Source organism: Nostoc sp. (assembly GCF_036919615.1).
Taxonomy (GTDB): Bacteria; Cyanobacteriota; Cyanobacteriia; order Cyanobacteriales; family Nostocaceae; genus Nostoc.
In genome coordinates this window covers 225643-245453 of sequence record NZ_JBALCN010000041.1, presented here as the reverse complement: position 1 = coordinate 245453, position 19811 = coordinate 225643, and the positions used below count along the sequence as shown (strand labels likewise).

Sequence of the window (19811 nt, the reverse complement as noted above, 5' to 3'; positions counted from 1 at the left end):
AACAACTCTGGTGGCAGTTTGTCGGCCAATGCACTCAGGGCATCGGCGCGATATTTCTCATCCTGAATTGCCCTGGCGGCTTCGAGTGCTTCTGGCAACAACTCTGGCAGTTTGTCAGTTAATACAATCAGGGCATCGGCGCGAGATGTCTTAGACTGAATTTCCCTAGCGGCTTCGAGTGCTTCTGGTAACAACTCTGGTGGCAGTTTGTCGGCCAATGCACTCAGGGCATCGGCGCGATATTTCTCATCCTGAATTGCCCTGGCGGCTTCGAGTGCTTCTGGTAACAACTCTGGTGGCAGTTTGTCAGCCAATGCACTCAGGGCATCGGCGCGATACTTCTCATTCAGAATCGCCAGCGCCGCCTCTAGGGCTTCTGGTAACAACTCTGGTGGCAGTTTGTCGGCCAATGCACTCAGGGCATTGGCGCGATACTTCTCATTCAGAATCGCCAGCGCCGCCTCTAGGGCTTCTGGTAACAACTCTGGTGTTAGTTTGTCCGCTAATGCTATCAGAAAATTGGCGCGATACTCCTCAGACTGAATTGTCCTGGCGGCAAAGAGTGCTTCTGGTAAAAACTTTGGTGTTAGTTTGTTTGCTAATGCTATCAGGAAATTGGCGCGATCGCTATCAGACTGAATTGCCCTGGCGGTAGAGAGTCCCTTTCGCAGTGCTAAGTCTTGAAGATTTGGTGGCAAATAGGCGACTAGTTCTGTCAGCGAATTAATTTTCTGATTGGGATTTGGGTTTTGTAGAGCGTAAGCCAGTCCTTGTTCAGGAGTCCAGAAATTGTTTTTGACTAGTGCAACCAGCAGTTCTGCTGGTACATTAGCTGCCAGACTATTAAGAGATGCAGTAATCAGAGCATAACGACACTGCAAACTTATTATGTGAGGCAAGATTGATTCAGTCCAATTTGCTTTTGCTAATTCCCAAGCACGAGAAATATCTGTAATGTAACCCGCTGTTTGTCCCAATTTCTCCCGCACTTCATACCAACTATTATTCCCAGTTGCCGACTCCTCCCGTAATAACTGGTGAATCTTTTCTACCTGTCCAGTTTTTTCTAAATGCCAAACTAAATGCTGATGAATGTAACCATCATCGGGCAAGCTATGCCATAAATTATTTTTGGTTTTCTGCTGATATTTCTCCAACAAACCAGCATGAGCATCAGCAAGGTTTAAACCCAACCCAGCCAAATTTCCTGGGCGCTTTGGCTTAGAGGGAGCAGTTAACAAATTACAAGCTAAATCGTGGAATAAGTCATGTAAGCGATAGGTAGGCATACCATCAGCAAGCGGTATTCCTGTTAATAGCAATGCTTTATTCCGTAAATATTGCAACATCTTGGCAGTAGCTTATCCATCTGCCACAGCGTTGCCGCCATCATCTTATTAATGTTGACATCCTCCGGCAATACCCCTAACCAAGAGAAATGCTGCTGCTTTTCTGGTGGCATTCTCTTGACACTCAAATTTAATGATGCCGTTAAACTCAGGCGTTTTAAACTAGCCTCATCAATAATTTCTTCGGCTTCCGGTCGGTCAAAACTTGTTAATCTGGCTACTTCTTGCTGAATATCTCCCAACAGTTCATTCCAAGTCGTACCACAGGCAACTTCGGCGGCTGCGAGTTCCAATGCTAGGGGAAGATAACCAACGCCTTTGGCTAAATTTTCTGCTGAGTGACGTTCTATGCCTATAATCTCGCGTCTTAATTTCTTCGTCAGCAATTCCATTGCCTGGTCTGGTTTCATTATATCCAGACTGTAGATGCTGGCTGCTAAAGCATCGGCAATGTGAGCTTCACGAGTAGTTACTAAAACTTGACAACGCACCCCACCAAAATTAAATGCTTGTGCATCTTCGGTATTCCAAGCATCATCTACCACCAGCAACACAGCCTTTTCATAAAGCAGAGTCCGCAAATGCGAGGAAGTTGCTTCAACACTTGTAGGCTTAAAGCTATAGTCTCCTAATGCTTGCACCCAGCCACTAAGTAAAGCAAGCACATTGGGTTGTTGACTTAATGTTGCCCAAAGAATGCCATCACAAAAACGAGATTGTATTTCTGCATCATGGGCTAAAGCCGCAGCTAAAGTAGATTTGCCCACCGAACCCAAACCGTGAATCGCAGTAATTACCAAAGTGCGACTATCAGACGATGAACCATTTAAAAGACGAGCCTTTAAATCATCGCTGTACTCTGGGCGTTCTACAAAGTATGTGGGTAAAGGTGGCGCTTGAAATAGAGTAAGTTTAATTTGGGGTACAGTAGCAACACCCTCATCTTGGGTGGAATTAGCTGCTAATTTTTTCGATTTCTTTGGTCTATTCTTTTCCCACGCTTCATCAAACCCTTTCAGGTTCTTCTCTCTATCCTTTGACCATAGCTTTAAAGTAAAGCGCCAGTCATCAGAACCTTGAGTTTGGAGACGGTTATCTTCCAAAATCTTCAAAAAATCCTTCAGCAAATTCAGTGCTTCTCGAATTTGCGCTTTAGTTAATTTGCCAGGACATTTATCTTTTTGCGTCAGCAACTCCAACGCAATTAACGTAGTCTGCACAGTCAGCTTGGGGTTAGCGCTGTCTTCTTCTTTCCAGTCGGACTCAATTTTAAAATTACCGTCCTCAAATTCTCCATCGACAAAACAAAGCAACGTCTTTAGCAGACGCTTAACTCGCTTTTGAATCTCAGGCCCATAGGTAGTTCGTGGCATTACATCCAAAAAATTGAGTAAGAAGTTTGGGGCTACCCCATATTGAAACTCCCACCCCAAACTCATGTAATCCAGATTCTAAGGCATTTTCAGCTACCTTGGGGTATTTGCTTAGGGACACAACCCCAAAGAGAACCTGTATCTATCAACTCTTTGGGGTACAAACAAATGCAAATTAAGCGTCATATTCTCAGTAAAACCATTGCTTTGTTGCTGGCAATGCAACTATTCTTGATTGGTTTACAAGCTAAAAGCCGAATTGACCAAGGTAACTCATCCCTTGAGGCGTTGATTTGGATAATTCAACAGTATATTCCAGTGCTGGTTAAAATCCGTAGCTTGCAGGATAAAAGGGAGAAAAACGATTCTCTAAAAAGCAAGAGTAAAAGATGAATCGGTTCCTCCCTTAAAAAGCTATGGTGTACACATAAGTCGCATTACCCCCCTTAATCCCCCCTTATAAAGGGGGGAAAAAGAAATCTAGTTCCCTCCCCTTTACAAGGGGAGGGTTAGGGTGGGGTAAAAAAATATTTGATACATCAATCACGACTTTTCAAACAACCTCTAAGGAAAAATTGAGGGTTGGAAACTCAAGTCGGTGGGTAAAGTCTTGTGTAGCTGCGACTTCTAGTCACTCAGCGAGTTTATAAATATTCTCTAAAAGCGATCGCAATTTCAGGTATAACTAATAACTTTAAGAAACCTTCTAAAAAAGAGCAACGTCTACAATAATAAGCATTTAATCTATGATAAAACCTTATGCTCAAACTAATTTTTAACTTCTTTTTGAGTCATATAAATACCAAAACTTTTGGAAATGCTACTGCCATTATATTGTTATGCGCTTTTACCACTAAACCAGTACTTGCTAACGTGCCTATAAACTTTACTGATGTTAGCAATGATGTCTATGCCAAAGAGATTCAAGAGGCTGTTCAAACAGGGATTATTGCAGGCTTCACTTTTAATAATACGTTCCGTCCCACGTTAGAACTAACACGAGAACAGATGCTGTCGATGGTAATAAACGCGCTCAGTAAGCTATCCGTCAGTCCTTTGACTGTGCCATACGACCCACCACCACCAGCAGCAAACTTATTGAAAGTGACTAGCAAACCTTATCGGGATGTAAACGTAAATCGTTGGAGTGCTGCAATGATTGACTGGGCAAAATCAAACGGGATTATACTCGGCTATTCTGATGGCACTTTTCGTCCTAACCAAATAGTAACCCGTGCTGAGTTGATGGCGGTATTGCGTAAAGCGGCTGAATATGGGCAAAATGCCGGAAGTTCAAGTATAAAAGCCAAGCAGCAGGCAGTAGCTTTTAATGATATATCTAATCATTGGGCGCAGAATCCGATTAAAGAAATGTCTGCTTACTGCGGTGTAGCTTCTCCATTGAATGAAACAGGAAATGCCTTTTCTCCTAATCTTGCGGCAAAGCGCAATTATGCAGCAGCTGCCACATTACGGATGCTCAACTGTTTTAAGAGGTAAGATCAATTATAGCCAGGGTAAGCCCAACTCTGCGTTGTTTAATGTATTAAAAGCAGGAGTAAGCAATAGTTCTGTTAAGAATAATCGTAAAGTAGTGTATGCCATCCACAATAAAACTGCTGTATGAGTCGTCCCCGAATCATTAGACCTCTTGCAAAAATCCTTGAATCACCCCTCCCCAATCCTCCCCGATGTGTTGGGGAGGGGGCAAGATTTCAAGTTTCCCTCCAATATATCAGGGGGATTAAGGGGGGTCTATTCGACTTATGCAAGAGGTCTCTTAATGTTTTTCGTTCCTCAACCCAACCTACACAGCTGAATAAAAAGACCTCTAAGAGGTTTTACTACGCAAAACCGTCCCTCTCCGACTCGGAGAGGGACAGACTTGAACTTTAGTTCAAGGCAGGGAGAGGTTCGTCGAATTCACGTCAAAGATATTAAGACTCCATCTCAGCTAATTCTAACCAGCGTTCAGTCGCCACATCGATCGCTAGCTTAAGATTTTCCACCTGTTCATACAATTTCTGTACTTGGCTATAATTCCCCGGTGAGACATTCGCTAGTGTTTTCTCGGTTTCTGCTTTCTCAGCCTCTAACTGGGCAATTTTCCCTTCCAACTGCTCAAATTCTTTTTTTTCCCAATTGGATAACCTGCGTCGCTTTGCATTCTCTACATCTTTGGGTGAAGTCGCACCATTTTGGGCTTCGACATTTTTAGGCTTTTCCTTAGTATTAGCAGCTTGCTGCTGTGCTTCTTCAGCCTTCTTATAGTCCAGATAAATCGAGTAATTACCTGGATATTGCCGGAGATTACCGCCTTCCTCAAAGGAAAATACTGTGTCGATGGTGCGATCAAGAAAGTAGCGATCGTGAGAAACTACAATTACACACCCGGCAAAATCCTCTAAATAATCCTCTAGTACTGCCAATGTCTGCACATCTAAATCGTTCGTCGGTTCATCTAAAATCAAGACATTGGGCGCACTCATCAGAACCCGCAACAGAAATAAACGGCGTTTTTCCCCACCAGAAAGTTTATGAATTGGGGCATACTGTTGATTACCAGGAAACAAAAACCGCTCCAACATTTGGGAAGCAGTAATTTGAGTACCATCGGTAATTTTGACAAATTCTCCTTCTTCTTTGATATAGTCGATCACGCGCTGATTTTCGTTTAAGGCTGTGAGCAATTCTTCAGAATGCTGGTCAAAATAACCGATGTGAATTGTAGTACCAATTTCCGCAATGCCAGAATCTGGTTTAACCCGCCCAGTAATCATATCCATTAAAGTGGATTTACCTGCACCATTAGCGCCGATGATGCCGATGCGGTCTTCTGGACTAAATTCGTAGGTAAAATTATTAATCAGGGTACGTCCATCATAAGCTTTAGAAATGTTATTTAATTCAATAACTTTTTTGCCGATGCGACGACCAACTGTAGAAATATCAACTTTACCCTGAACTTGTTTAAATTCAGTATCTCGCAGAGCATGAGCGCGATCAATTCTAGCTTTTTGCTTAGTACTTCTGGCTTTCGGCCCTTTTTTGAGCCATTCTAACTCGCGCCGCAATACGCCTTGATGTTTACGTTGAGTACTTACAGCAGATTCTTCAGCTAAAGCTTTCTTTTCCAGGTAATATGAATAGTTACCTGTATAAGTGTAAATGTCGCCTCGATCAATTTCAATGATCCGATTGGTAACACGATCCAAAAAGTAGCGATCGTGGGTGATCAGAAAAAGCGCACCACGATAGCGATTTAAATAACTTTGTAACCATTCAACAGAAAGAGCATCGAGATGGTTTGTCGGCTCATCCATAAGCAAAATATCTGGTTCTGCTAGCAACGCCGATGCTAGAGCTATACGCTTGCGATAACCTCCAGATAAAGTGCCTATTTTGGCATCAAAGTCAGAAATTCCTAATTTTGTAAGGATGATTTTAGCGTTGGTTTCTAGTTCCCAAGCACCACTCGTATCCATCCGTTGCATCACCACAGAAAGGCGAGACATCAGTTGGCTATCATCTGGATAGTGAGCTAATTTATCTGAGAGTTCTTCATACTCACGCACTAAGGCCATGTGTTCGCCACTGTCAGCGAAAACTTGCTCTAAAACTGTGTGATTTTCATCTAAATCTGGCTGCTGGGATAAATAAATGATTTTAGAACCAGAGTTGACTAAAACTTGACCACTATCAATCGATTCTAACCCGGCAATCATTTTTAATAAGGTTGATTTCCCAGAACCGTTAGTACCAATTAAGCCAACTTTATCGGTAGCATCTAGGCTAAAGCTGGCATCTTTTAAAATTTCTTTGATGCCAAAGTCTTTTGTTACTGACTGGAGTGTAATAATACTCATAAGATTTAAGTCATTAATTATTTTTCATTAGTAAGTAGGCTAGACCTATAGCCTCTTGGTGTCAACTTAAGCTCAAACCCCTTTCAAACCTCCTTTGCAGTCATCTGAGTCTGGAAATGCTCCTCATTGCAGTGCCGCTAGTTTTGAGGCGGTAGCCCCCATATTAGGCATTCCCAGTCGGAGACTTCTTCTCGAGATAATCTATAAAAGCTGGTTCTAGACTGGCTTTCATATTAAGTTGACACCCATACCTATGCCCTACCTACATTCGCAGAATTCTATACAAATAAATCCAAGGGTAAATGTCCATACATTTCGTTGATTCCGTCTTCATGGTAAGACTGGCAAGATACTAATACTCCCCGATGATGTCCAGCATAGGAATCGAGATAACACAAGCCATTTTTACCATTTAATTTGATATAAACTGGGCCTTCAGGTGTAAGTAAATTGTTTGGTGGTTCATAACCCAAAGCCAAAGAATAGGTCTTCATCGCCAGTATTCCTTCTTCTGCTGTATCAGCACAAATTCCCAAAATTTGATAATCAGCAAGGTTGGTAATTAAGACTAAGGCACTACGAATTACTGATTTTTCTGATGGCTTGAGGACAGGTGCGATGTCTAGACAGTTGAATTTGTTCAGTAATTTTTTTGCTTCTTCGGCGGTGAGATTCTGAGGATTAGGGGTTGACATAAACTTCGATTATTATCTTGTTAATTTTTCTGTTGTGTTTGATTTGGGACTAGCCTAACTTACTAAGTATTATTTACTCGAATCAGATTGATTTTGGACATTCCCAAGGTTGAACATGAAGGGGATGCCGCTTTTTGAGTCACCACCCATAACAAGGACTTTTGGCATCTGAGCGCCACCACTCTTCCAAGCTTCAATTGCTTCTTTTTGTAGAACCAACTGTCCTCCTTGGGCTTTGAGCGTCTCTGCTAAGAGTCTTTGAGATTCTGCCTTACCTTTGGCGCGATTCACATCCGCTTGTGCTTCTTGTTCAGCTTCCCGTGCTACATAAACGGCTCTTTGCGCCCGCTGTTCAGCAATTTGTTTTTCTTCCACTGCTTTGGCAAATTCTGGTGAGAACGCTAAGTCAACTACGCTAGTATCTAACACAATTATCCCATATTTGTCTAAGCGATCGCCTAACGCATTATCAAAGTCTTCTTTCAATTCACTTCTTTTAGTAATTGCTTCTTCTACTGTTCTTCTGGCTGCGGCAATTTTGAATGCTTCTTGTGTCTGAGGTGCAATGATTTTCGATACAATATTTGCTAGGGTTCCTTGTTTCCTTCTAACTTCAACGACCTGTATGGGATCGAGGCGAAAGTTGATTGCAAATCTCGCAGATAAATTTTGCAAATCCTTAGTAGAACTCTCCGCTGGCACTTCAAACTTTTGGACTGTCAAATCATACACATCTATCACGGAGATAAAAGGCGGTTTCACGTGAATCCCTTCCAATAAAGCGCCATCTCTAGCTTTACCCAAGATGCTGATCACTCCTGCTTGTCCAGGGTTAATAATCACAAAGGAATTTAGTCCGAGAACCACTAATATTGCTAACACAATTCCTAAAACTGTGGTTTGCCAATTTCCCAATTGCTGATTTTTCAAATTCCTTTCTCCATCTGAGTGCTGAGTCGTGTTAGCAGATAGCTATGGTTTAGCCCGTCCTAAGTAAAATAGTACGGATAAATCTGAGAGTAGTAAATAGTCAAAAGTTTTGCTTTGACTTGGGTAAACTCAGGTACTAGTTTAAGTTTCTCATCAGTTTGTCTGAATCAAGTCTTTAATCTTCAGACTCAGGATTTTGTTACCTGGTAATATCAGTTGCACGAAACCGCAAAAAGCCGTGTTACTGTACTACAGCAGTTTTTATATATTTGAACCATATCTGTCGTAGGGGCACAGCAATGCTGTGCCCGTAGAGCGTAGTCTATTTACTTGAAAATAGCTGTAAAATATCATCGGGCATCAAGAAGGCGTAAACATTTTACGCATCCTCTCTAGCGCTTGCTTGAGTATGAACACTAGTATCGTAAACAAATTTGCCTGGTGACTACTTAATTCTATAAATGATCAGTACATGGTTTCTGTGTTTGCCGTGGCTCTGGCAAACTCTTCCCTTGTGCTAGAATCCCTCTGTGAATAGGGTTTGAGACGCGCTAACTCTGGATTAGTTAGCATACCTTGAAAACCAAACCATTGTTGCAAACATAAGGGATATGCAAAACACAGATATAGTTGTCATTGGTAGCGGTATTGGCGGTTTGAGTTGTGCTGCTCTTTTGGCACGGTATGGCTTTGATGTGATAATCTGCGAAAGCCACACCATTGCTGGAGGAGCTGCCCATGCTTTTGAGCGCAATGGTTTCAAATTTGACTCGGGCCCGTCTCTCTACTCTGGACTGTCTTACAGCCCCTCTGCCAACCCTTTGCGACAAGTGCTAGATGCAATTGGCTCTGAATTACCATGCGTAACCTATGATACTTGGGGTTGTTGTCTGCCAGAAGGTGATTTTGACACCGGGGTTGGTGCCGAGCAATTTTGTGAAGTGCTGATGAAATTCCGTGGTGATAATGCTGTAGCCGAATGGCAGGAACTCCAGCGTGTTATGGAACCATTCGCTAATGCAGCAACTTCTATACCACCAGCCGCATTACGCTTTGATTTTGGTGCAGCTAGAACTGTGGGCCCGTTTGTCCCATCTATGACAAAAAATGTGGCAAATATCATCAAGCTGACAGGCCCCTTCAGCCAGATTATGGATGGGGTTGTTAAAGACTCGTTTACCCGAAATTGGCTGAATTTGCTGTGTTTTCTACTTTCTGGGCTACCAGCAGATGGTACTAGCGCCGCAGAGGTAGCATTTATGTTTGCCGACTGGTATCGAGCAGACGCAGTTCTTGAATATCCGATTGGTGGTAGTGGTGCTTTAGTTGACACTCTTGTCCAAGGATTGGAGCGTCACGGTGGGAAGCTGATGCTGGGCGCTCATGTGGATCAAGTGCTTGTAGAAGGTAATCGTGCGGTGGGTGTGCGTCTGCGCGATCGCCAAGAAATTCGGGCGCATCGGGCAGTGATTTCTAATGCATCGGTTTGGGATACACTGAAGTTGCTACCAGAAAAGGCAATACCCAAACAGTACCGCAGCAAACGACAGGCAACGCCTGAGTGTGATAGCTTCATGCATCTACATTTAGGCATTGATGCTCAAGGATTACAGTCAAATTTGCGGTGTCATTATATTGTAGTTAATAACTGGGAATTGGGCGTTACAGCACCTCAGAATGTTGTGGTGATATCAATCCCTTCAACTCTCGATCCATCCTTAGCACCAGCAGGTAAGCACGTGATTCATGTGTATACTCCTGGTAATGAGCCATATGCTCTGTGGCAAGGAATGGATAGAAAGAAGCAGGAATACGCCGAACAAAAGCGATCGCGTGCAGAAATAATGTGGCAAGCGCTAGAGCGGATCATTCCAGATATTCGCTCTCGTTGCGAAGTCACACTTGTTGGTACACCTCTAACCCACGAGCGTTATCTCCGTCGTCACCAAGGTTCCTACGGCCCAGCTATTCAGGCTGGATCTGGTATGTTTCCTGGCCCCAGCACACCTCTACCAGGACTGATGTGCTGTGGAGACTCAACATTTCCCGGCATTGGTTTACCAGCAGTCGCTGCTAGTGGGATGATTGCCGCCAATACCCTTGCACCTGTTAATAAGCATTTAGCTATGCTTCAAGATATCAAGTGCATTTAATTTTTCGAGTATAAAATCTAGTTGCCAACACAGCCGCACCTGCTACCAAAGTTGCTAATACACTGTCAGGTTCAGGTACGGCAGCAACTTGAGCATCAATTCGTGCAGTTCCAGCAAACAAACCTGTTAAATTAGGTTTTTGCAGTATAGTCGCAAACTCTGGAGAAATCAACAATTTAACATCAGGGATGGTTAAATTATTGCCATCAAATGCCACAGGTTTTGAAATACTCAAATCAAACAAAATTGTATTTAAAGAAAGTGTGTCTTTTAAAACAAATCCACTGGCACCTTTAACGGTACGTCCTGGAGCAAAACCAATTGAAAAGTCACCAACAGTAATTTTATCATTGAAGGTAACACTACCAGTATGCTCGATTGTACCTGAGAGGGGAGTAAAACCGCCCTCGTCACTGAATGTAAAGTTAGTAGCTGAGTCGATGTTGAAGCCAACTAAATAATTGCTAGGAATTGGTGCGATCGTATCATTACTGCCTGTCAAGTTTAGCCCGATACTTCTAAGAATATTCTCGTGATCACGATCAATGCTGGTGACTCCAGATATCACTTTAAAAGTTGCAGCTTCTACCTGTATGGGTGCAATTGATATAAAAGCTGCTGTCGTACAACCCAGAACCCCTGCAAGCTGATAAAAACGCATATATACTCCTGATATTTGTAGCTTATTATATATACAAAAACGTTCTTTATTAATCTAAAAAATTAGGTATTACTGCTAATAACCCAGCCTTAAAAGATAAAAATATACTTTTTTAAAGTTGAGATAAAGCAACTATCAAGTTAATATCCAACTTCAAGTCATACAGTTATAAATATAAAATTAATTAAGTGGGTAAAAATAAATGTTACTACTCAAGATGGAGCATAGGGTATGAGGCATAAAGCATTAGGTGTAAAAGATGATAAAAATATAGTTACGTTTAATTATGTCCAATTCCAATTGTTTGGCTTTAAACCTAACAATGATGTGGTCAAATATAAGTTTGACCTCTAATTATTGATAAGTTTAGATTAAGATTTGAAGCGCTGTCTTATACCGTTTCACTTTAATAATGATACAAATACGTCGGTAGGGGCACAGCAATGCTTATGCGTGTCAACTTAAGCTAAAACACAAGAAAAAATTCTCGTTTCCAGTCTCTGGCTGGAAATGCACCTGATTGTGGCTCTGCCGCAAATTCAGGAGACGGCAGCCCCCCAATAGTATGATACTGTTGGTCAATTCTCTCTTGTTAAACCCCTCACCCCTAAAACCCTAGTTTAGTGTTGCTTTCCCGCCCTGCAATAAATTGCGGGCTAATAGCTAAAGTGCGTTTCAACGCACTGAAATTCCAGAAATTAAGATGGATTAGAGTTGATGGGTTAGACCCCCTATCAATTCGCCAACAGTATCTTATAAATCGTGCCTATACAGGTTAGAAAACCATTGATTTTGTATTAGTCTACAGAGGTGGACAATACTAGTGTAGTAGCGAATTCCATTCGCCAAGTACTTTTAAAACATCCTCTTATTTCTTAGTTCACAGACTTGTTCTAATCCACCAGTTTATTTTCTCCAAATGAGGTTCTATTTCCTGCCAAAAGCTTGCTGAGAAGTCTGCTTCTCTTGTTGCTGCGAGTATTTTATCTATACTGTCAAAGTTTTTTTGAATCAATTGCTTATCTAGTTTAGGAATATCTAATTTTAGATATTTCAGACGGTTGGGTAATTCTACTTTCTCTTTTGTCGGCAAATGGAGAATCTGCTCAACTTGTTCTATAATTTTGTCTACTGATGCAATGACCTCTTGTAAGCTCGGCTTTTTAGTTTGTAATTGTAAATCTTTTTCTTCAAAGTTTGCTTCTTGATTACCTAACTTTACTATCACTATTTTGACAAAGAAAATATTGTAATCAATCTCACTTACTTCACCCAACTGCTTATAGTGTTTTCCACTTTGATTTATAAGTACTATGTCACCTTTCTCAATTCTATTGCTCACAATTTATACAGCCTTTGAATGAAATTGCTAAATAATATCCTCTATGGAAAATACTACTCTAAAGCCACAAATCCTCAGTCCACCGTCTGACTCATTCCAGCTACGACTGGCACTGCGACAAAGTTCTGCACTGAAACTCCAAGAACCACCGCGTAGCACCCGGCGATTAATATCACCGCCAACTTCCCAAGCTGTTCCATCAAAGGGTGCGTTGTTGTAATTGTTGTGCCACGAATCAGCACACCATTCCCAAACTAGCCCGTGCATATCGTACAATCCAAAGGTGTTGGCTACTTCAAAACTACCCACGTTTGTTGTTTCTTTACGGAATTTGCTTTTTAGTTCGACAGCGCAACTGACTAACTCAGAGGTAATCGTTTCACCAAAGTGGAAGGACGTTGTAGTTCCAGCCCGACAAGCATATTCCCATTCAGCTTCACTCGGTAAACGATAGTCGCGTCCAGTTTTTTCTGATAGCCTGAGACAGAATTCTACAGCCTCATACCAAGATACATTTTCCACTGGTCTATCTAGACCTTTGAATTTCGATGGATGGGGATTTAAAGCTCGTTTAACTTTGGGTAAAGCTGCTACCACTCTCCACTGTGCTTGAGTTACGGGAAATTTCCCCATAAAAAATGGTTCAACGGTAACTTGATGTCGAGGACGTTCGTCAGCATCCCCTTCAAACTCTGATGAACCCATCATGTAAGTACCACCAGGAATCGATACCATTTCTAATGTGACAGACTTACCCAATTCTTCGGCAAAGAAGTTTGCATTACAGCTGATGCGGTTTACTTCTCTACCACCTGTGTCTACTGTCACTACGTCAAACTCAAAGGTTTCTAAAGAGTGTAATGGTATTATTACTTTTTGTGGTAGCAGCGGTAATATGGGTTGGGACATCGAAACAATTTTTAGGGCAACAGGTTCAATATTCGCTGTTGTAAACTTCAAATCGTTGAGAACTTCTATTGCTGTTTGATATCTTTCGCTCGCTAGATGTTTTAATAATTTATCTAAAATTCTCCCTAAGTCATCGGTGATAGTAATACCTTTTTTCTGTAACCTTTCGCGCCACAACCACTTAGCATTCATGGCATCATAAATAGGATCATTAATCTGTCCAGAAGCATCCTGCAAAGGCAAACATTGAGTTAAAAGACGCACGCAAGTTACACCCAAAGCATACAAATCACTGGCGTGACAAGCAAATCCAGCCATTTGTTCTGTTGGGGCATAACCAAGAGTATAAATTACTGTAGCTTGTCTTCCTATACTGGTTTGTGTTACCTGTTTAGCACCGCCAAAGTCAATTAATACGGGTTTTTCATCACTTGCACGACGGATAATATTTTCTGGTTTGATATCCCGATGAATAACATTATGAGTATGAATAAATTCTAGAACTGGCAATAAATCAGCTAAAAGTTCCCAAATTTGTTCTTCACCATAGATTTGTTGCTGAACTTCTTGTAAGAGAGTTTTTCCTTGAATAAATTCTTGCACGAGATACAAGCTAGTACCTTGTTCAAAATAAGCAAGTAATCTGGGAATTTGAGTATGATTTTCTCCCAGTTCATACAACCGGAAAGCCTCTTCTTTGAAAAATTCTGCTGCTTTAGTGCGTTGTCCTGTTCCCTGAAATTGTGGGAAAAATTGCTTGATGACGCAAGGCGCATTTAGTCTGTCTACATCTTCTGTAGCATAGGTTCTGCTGAACCCACCTTCACCTAAAAGTCTCAATACGCGGTAACGGTTTCTTAGAAATTTGCCAAAGTTGCTTTGTCCGCAACTCACGCAAAATCTATTGCTATCAGAGTTGAATGGATTTGAGCAATTGGGATTTTGGCAGATTTGCATAATCAGGGGGAAATAGCATCTTCTCCAAAGTTAGCCCCAATATTATCTAATTGAAAACAGTTATGTAGAGAAGCAAACACGGAAGTTTATTCATGTGCTTAAAACTATCTTTCACACGAGGATATAAGGATGAATAAATTCTATTTATTTACTTATTTATACTAGGACGTTCTGTTGGCAAAAAGTCCGGCAACATTGCCATGATCTTGGTAAGTTATGGCAAGCTTAATGCACCCGAGATTTTAATATAGCTGTTGTTCACCATCTAAAAAAGTTCACCAAGAACCAAATACCTATAATTTTTATTGCCAATTGCGACTCTTATTTGAAAGTTTTATTCTCTCCATAAGCACGAAGTAATTCAGCTACAAGAGCAACGATCACAGATACTGAAATTAACATCACACTGAGAGCATTAATATCAGGCTTGACTCCTGTTCTAATCCGGCTAAAAATTTCCATTGGCAGGGTGTTAGAACCGCTACCAGCAGTAAAACTGGCAATCAGAAAGTCATCTAAGCTGAGAACAAAAGCCAAGAGACAACCAGCTACAATACCGGGCATTAATTGAGGTAGCAATACTTTGATGAAAGCTTGCGTTGGTGTAGCGCCTAAATCTAGTGCTGCTTCTTCTAAGTGGGGATCTAAATTGGTAAGTCGGGAAGCAACCACAAGTCCGACGTAGGCGAGACAAAACACCACATGGGCTGCAACTATTGTCCATAAACTTAAAGGTATTGCAAACGCCGCTAGACATACTAGGGTAGCCACTGCGATCGCAATATCGGGAATAATCAACGGTAGGTAAGCAATACTGCTATACAATTTCTTCAGTGGAAATTGGTAACGCGCTAACCCAACCGCCATCAAGGTTCCCAGCACTGCTGAAATTGCCACTGCACAAACAGCAACGATCATACTGTTTTGCAAAGCTGATAAGATGCGATCGTCATTGAACAACTTGCCATACCAATCGAGAGTGAATCCTTGCCAAGTTGCACTGTAGGGTGACTGATTGAAGCTATAAAAGCCAAGTACCAGTATGGGCAGGTACATGAATACAAATATCAGCAGTGAGAAAACCGCCTGCCATGAGACACGCGGTTTTTTGAGAGATGGAGAGATATTCACGTTTATATTTGATTTTTATTGATAGCAATCCAAAATATCATGTTTTATGTAATAAGTCAATATTTTGACTAATAAAAAATCTATTCTTGTGTGCGACGCCAAATAGCCCGTCGTAGACATCGCTTCATTTTGTTTGCAATCACAAATAATATAATCTGTGAGGATTCCTCTATTTACACCAGTTTTCATTTGTTTGAACACATCTGTTGTAGGGGCACAGCAATGCTTATTGGTGTCAACTTAAGCTATAAATCGCTTATCCGTTGGCTTCCACGTCCGCCCAGAAATGAATTTCAGGGCTAATAGCTCAAGTCTACTCAAGTAGACTAAAGATTTTTCAGATTTATTTAGTCATCTAAAGATGACTTGAGCTATTAGCAAGGAACTTCAGTTCATTGTGGGACATAAGTTTTACGTTAAGTTGACACCAATGAGCAATGCTGTGCCCTTAGAGGATGTTTGAAAAGTATCGTCTAGCACATCAACTTGTGATATTACCCCCCAACCCCCCTTGTAAAGGGGGGCTTTAAGAGGCTATTTGCCCCCCCTTAGAAAGGGGGGGTTGAGGGGGGTATTAGATACTTTTGGTAACAAATATAGCTTTTCAAACATCCTCTTAGGGCGTGGTCTATTTATCTGAAAATTGCTGTACTTCTTAATTTATTCTTTGTCAGTCTCTAAAGCCCCAGAACTAGTACAGCGGGCGCGTAAATCCAGCTAGTACAATACGGCGTAAATAGAGCAACCATTTAAAAACCCTAAAAAGCCTATTTCGTAATACTTTTGACTTTTGACTTTTGACTTTTGACTTTTGACTTCCGCCTTGCGGTACTAGTATCTCAATTAACAAGACAAGTTGCTCTGAGAAACTGGTTAAAGGCAGGCAAACTTCCGCCACTGTATACTAGTTAATTGTTATCGGTAAGAATTTGGATAGAACTCCTAATCAAACTTTGGCACTTCTGATTTAAAACTACCTACTTCACGAAAATTTACCCTTTGGGCGGCTACGGATTGTCCTTTAGAGTACGGAAAGCCGCCCAAAGAGTGACTACACACTTTATTCTTTAATTAACATTTGAAAATCAGGTAATTAACAAGCAATAATAGAGCTTTTTCGTCCAATATCATCATTAAGCTGAGATTTTGACGATTCAATAAAATTCATACTTAGAAAAAACTATCTTCAAAATTGTATCAAATCACCGAAAATTAATAAATTAGAATGTATTTACCTCTTTAGGAGTGGGTAATTTCCGTACTAGGATAGATAAAAAATGTAGAAATATGAGCATAAAATTTGAATGGAATTGTTAATAGGTTTAGTATCTGAAGTTACTTTCTGATGCAGAGTGAATCAATTACAAGCACTAAAACAACAGAAAGAAGAAACTTCTAATTCAATTTTTATTTCTTAGGAGGTTTGTGATGCGAATTGCTCAAGTAGCTCCATTATGGGAAAGAGTTCCGCCTCCAGCTTATGGTGGTGTAGAGTTAGTAGTGGGGTTACTTACTGATGAATTAGTTCGACGCGGACATGAAGTAACTTTATTTGCATCGGGAGATTCTATTAGTCTGGCAAAATTAACGTCAGTTCATCCCCGTGCCCTCAGACTCGATCGCACTATCAAAGATTACAGCGTTTACGAAATGCTGAATCTAGCTTCGGTGTATGAACGTGCAGAAGAGTTTGATATTATTCACTCTCATGTGGGGCATGGGACACTGACCTACGCAAATCTCGTCACAACCCCTACAGTTCATACGTTACACGGTATTTTTACCCCTGACAACGAAAAGATATTTAGTTTTGGGAAAAAACAACCCTACGTCAATATTTCCGATGCACAACGAGAACCAAGGTTAGGGTTAAACTATCTAGCAACGGTCTACAACGGAATTGATGTCAGCAGTTATGAGTTTCACGCCCAACCAGAAAATCCGCCCTATTTAGCGTTTTTGGGTCGGATGTCTCCTGAAAAGGGAGCGCATTTAGCAATAGAAATTGCCAAAGAAACTGGTTGGCATTTGAAAATGGCAGGCAAGGTGGATGTCGTTGATGTGGAATACTTTGAGAAGGAAATTAAACCGCACATTGACGGGAAGCAAATTGAATATCTGGGTGAAGCTAACCATACTCAAAAAAATGCCCTCATGGGAGGTGCAGTCGCAACTCTGTTTCCGATCACTTGGCGAGAACCGTTTGGATTGGTGATGGTTGAGTCAATGGCTTCAGGTACACCAGTAATTGCGATAAAATTGGGGTCTACTGAAGAGGTAATTGCCCACGGTAAGACGGGTTTCCTCTGCAATAATATTCAAGAGTGCATCAGTGCTATTGACCAAGTAACAGAGTTAGACCGCTATGCCTGTCGCCAGCATGTCGAAAATATTTTCAGCGTTAAGCACATGACTGATGGCTATGAGGCAGTTTATCAACAAGTAATAGCAGAACGATTTTCTCAGAATGGGCATTCCCGCAGTTTGCTTAGTTTAAGTAGCGATCGCATTTAAATTGTCTGCCCTAGATCCCCGACAACTTTTACGAAGTCGGGGATCTTGTTAGTCGAATCAAAAGACCTTTAAGAGGTTTTATTACGCAAAACTCGTGCCTCTGGGAGTCTTAGAAGCACAGACTTGAAGTAAAGTTCAAGGCAAGGAGAGGTTTATCGAACTCACGTTAAATAATAGACTGCTACCAAGTAACTCGTTCGCGCCATTTTTCCAATGTCTTAGCACTAACTCCTGGAACTCTTTCTAAATCTTGTAAAGATGTAAATTTTTGCTGTTGACGGCTAAGAATTATCCGCTGTGCTAACTTCTTACCCACACCAGGAAGAGTTGCTAATTCTTCCAGACTTGCACTGTTAATATTTATTTGTTTAATTACTTGTAGTTCGCTTGATGAAGAAGCTTTTATCTGGGGACACCGTGTTTGTTCTAATTTAATTTTTTCTTGAATTGCTGGTGGTAAGCCGGGTTTAACTTTGGCATAAAGACGAGCAAATTCTCGCACATAATGAGCAGCAACTATAGGATTTTTAATCACTACAAGCGTCTCATCATTACCATTATTGGCAGCGTTTGACCAATTATGAGAACCTGTAATTACTGTTTGACTATCAATAACACCAAATTTGTGATGCAATAAATCGCCTTTGGGTAACACAGGTACACCTACGCTGGTAATTGGATTTGACCAAGGATGGTTATCAACTTCATATTTACATTTGTTACTGAGAGCAACCCCCATCATATCTAATGCTTCGCTGTAAGGACGATAAGCGAATTGTGGTTCAATTAAAGTGCGAATTTGGACACTTTGTTGATGGCGATTTTCTAAGATATTGGCAAGACGTTGATCAGAAAAGACAAATAACGCCATATCAACAGATTTAGTTGCTGAATCTAAAGTTTTACCAATTAAACCATTACTACTGTTATTCCAGGGTTGAGTTGGAGAAGTAGGCGAAAATTGCACAGTAATTTGGGTGTTACCTAAAGTTATTTGTTTTGGTAAACGTATCGGCTTTTGCAAACCAAATCGACTATCTGGCTGACCTCCAGGACCATCGCCCCACATGATGTTAAACTCTTGTGTAAATAAAGATGCTAATTCTGGGCTGTCAATCTGCAATAAATTATTGGCATTGCCTAAACTAGTGGAATTTGTAAAATCACCAGAAGTATCACTTAAAGTAAAATTCGCCGAAGTGATAATTACAAGACGATTGTCCACAATCACAAATTTGTGATGCATCAAACTGCTACCTGCTGAACCATCGGCTTGATCATCTATCCAGGGAATTTTAGCATCATGCAAAATCACCAAAGCATCTCTTTGATTTATTTCTGTGGGACTGAGTTGATTATCTTGGTTAATATCGATAAATTGGCGAAATTCGTGATAGCGTTCCTGTTCTCTTTTATCTAACTTACCTATTTCAGCAGATGTAAAGCTACTCCAAGGTCGGCTATAAATATTTTCTAAAATTATCCTGACTTTTACCCCAGCTTTTTGTCTATCAACCAATGCTTGGGCTACTTTGGGTAAACGTAATTCTTGCACCGCTACATCTACTGTAGATTTAGCGTTCGTAATAGCATCAATAATCTGTTTTTCTAAATCATCCCCAAGGCGAGTTTGCTGACGGTAAGCTTCCTTGTATTCTGAAGACTCTGAATGGTTAAAGTAAACTTGAACTAAGGGGTCTTGTGGTAAAGGTGCTGGACGCTGATTGTAGGATTCGACTCGTTGACAACCAGCGAGGGGAAATATCAGTAAAAAGATATATAAAAAATATCTTTGTCTAGAGATAAGTTGCACTGTAATCTGTTAAAAGTGGATTGAGAGTGGACATATTTATCATTCCCAAAATTTTTTGTTTTGAATTAAATAGAGAAATAGCTTTCCAAGTAAAGGGAAAAATCCACTGCTAGAGGCA

13 protein-coding genes and 1 pseudogene are annotated in these 19811 nt (G+C 41.0%); 4 read left to right on the top strand and 10 right to left on the bottom strand.

What is annotated here, in order from left to right:
• Positions 1-1349: pseudogene (locus V7K48_RS13690) on the bottom strand (hypothetical protein); the annotation flags it as partial.
• Positions 1313-2788: an NB-ARC domain-containing protein gene (locus V7K48_RS13685; protein WP_335073231.1), complete on the bottom strand. Its 1476-nt coding sequence runs from the start codon at positions 2786-2788 to the stop codon at positions 1313-1315. The gene V7K48_RS13685 and the pseudogene V7K48_RS13690, both read right to left, overlap by 37 nt.
• 102 nt (positions 2789-2890) lie before the next feature.
• On the opposite strand from V7K48_RS13685, the gene V7K48_RS13680 reads away from it, so the two are divergent.
• Positions 2891-3115, top strand: coding sequence for a hypothetical protein (locus V7K48_RS13680; protein ID WP_335073229.1), 225 nt, complete (start codon positions 2891-2893; stop codon positions 3113-3115).
• Between the two features lie 366 nt (positions 3116-3481).
• The gene (locus V7K48_RS13675) at positions 3482-4222 is read left to right on the top strand and encodes an S-layer homology domain-containing protein (RefSeq protein ID WP_335073227.1); all 741 of its coding nucleotides are present in this window, start codon (positions 3482-3484) and stop codon (positions 4220-4222) included.
• A 437-nt stretch (positions 4223-4659) separates the two neighbouring features.
• On the opposite strand, the gene V7K48_RS13670 is transcribed toward V7K48_RS13675, so the two are convergent.
• From V7K48_RS13670 to V7K48_RS13660, 3 genes are all read right to left on the bottom strand, one after another.
• The gene (locus V7K48_RS13670) at positions 4660-6588 is read right to left on the bottom strand and encodes an ABC-F family ATP-binding cassette domain-containing protein (RefSeq protein ID WP_335073225.1); all 1929 of its coding nucleotides are present in this window, start codon (positions 6586-6588) and stop codon (positions 4660-4662) included.
• Between the two features lie 278 nt (positions 6589-6866).
• The gene (locus V7K48_RS13665) at positions 6867-7283 is read right to left on the bottom strand and encodes a DUF1824 family protein (protein WP_334973820.1); all 417 of its coding nucleotides are present in this window, start codon (positions 7281-7283) and stop codon (positions 6867-6869) included.
• A gap of 69 nt (positions 7284-7352) precedes the next feature.
• Entirely contained in the window at positions 7353-8213 is an 861-nt protein-coding gene (locus tag V7K48_RS13660) for a prohibitin family protein (protein WP_335073223.1), read from the bottom strand.
• Between the two features lie 611 nt (positions 8214-8824).
• On the opposite strand from V7K48_RS13660, the gene V7K48_RS13655 reads away from it, so the two are divergent.
• Positions 8825-10366, top strand: coding sequence for a phytoene desaturase family protein (locus V7K48_RS13655; protein WP_335073222.1), 1542 nt, complete (start codon positions 8825-8827; stop codon positions 10364-10366).
• Here the strand turns inward: V7K48_RS13655 and V7K48_RS13650 are convergent.
• The 4 genes from V7K48_RS13650 to V7K48_RS13635 form a co-directional block, all read right to left on the bottom strand.
• Positions 10353-11027, bottom strand: a complete 675-nt coding sequence (locus V7K48_RS13650; RefSeq protein WP_335073220.1) for a hypothetical protein — start codon at positions 11025-11027, stop codon at positions 10353-10355. The two genes, V7K48_RS13655 and V7K48_RS13650, sit on opposite strands and share 14 nt — an antisense overlap.
• An 880-nt stretch (positions 11028-11907) precedes the next feature.
• Positions 11908-12369: a hypothetical protein gene (locus V7K48_RS13645; RefSeq protein ID WP_335073218.1), complete on the bottom strand. Its 462-nt coding sequence runs from the start codon at positions 12367-12369 to the stop codon at positions 11908-11910.
• 27 nt (positions 12370-12396) lie between these two features.
• Positions 12397-14235 (bottom strand): bifunctional serine/threonine-protein kinase/formylglycine-generating enzyme family protein, encoded by a 1839-nt coding sequence (locus V7K48_RS13640; RefSeq protein WP_335073216.1) that lies wholly within the window; start codon positions 14233-14235, stop codon positions 12397-12399.
• A gap of 321 nt (positions 14236-14556) precedes the next feature.
• Entirely contained in the window at positions 14557-15366 is an 810-nt protein-coding gene (locus tag V7K48_RS13635; protein ID WP_335073214.1) for an ABC transporter permease, read from the bottom strand.
• A 1428-nt stretch (positions 15367-16794) separates the two neighbouring features.
• On the opposite strand from V7K48_RS13635, the gene V7K48_RS13630 reads away from it, so the two are divergent.
• Positions 16795-17880, top strand: coding sequence for a glycosyltransferase family 4 protein (locus V7K48_RS13630; protein WP_335073210.1), 1086 nt, complete (start codon positions 16795-16797; stop codon positions 17878-17880).
• 181 nt (positions 17881-18061) lie between these two features.
• On the opposite strand, the gene V7K48_RS13625 is transcribed toward V7K48_RS13630, so the two are convergent.
• Positions 18062-19693, bottom strand: coding sequence for a DUF655 domain-containing protein (locus V7K48_RS13625; protein WP_335073208.1), 1632 nt, complete (start codon positions 19691-19693; stop codon positions 18062-18064).
• Between the last annotated feature and the right edge of the window lie 118 nt (positions 19694-19811).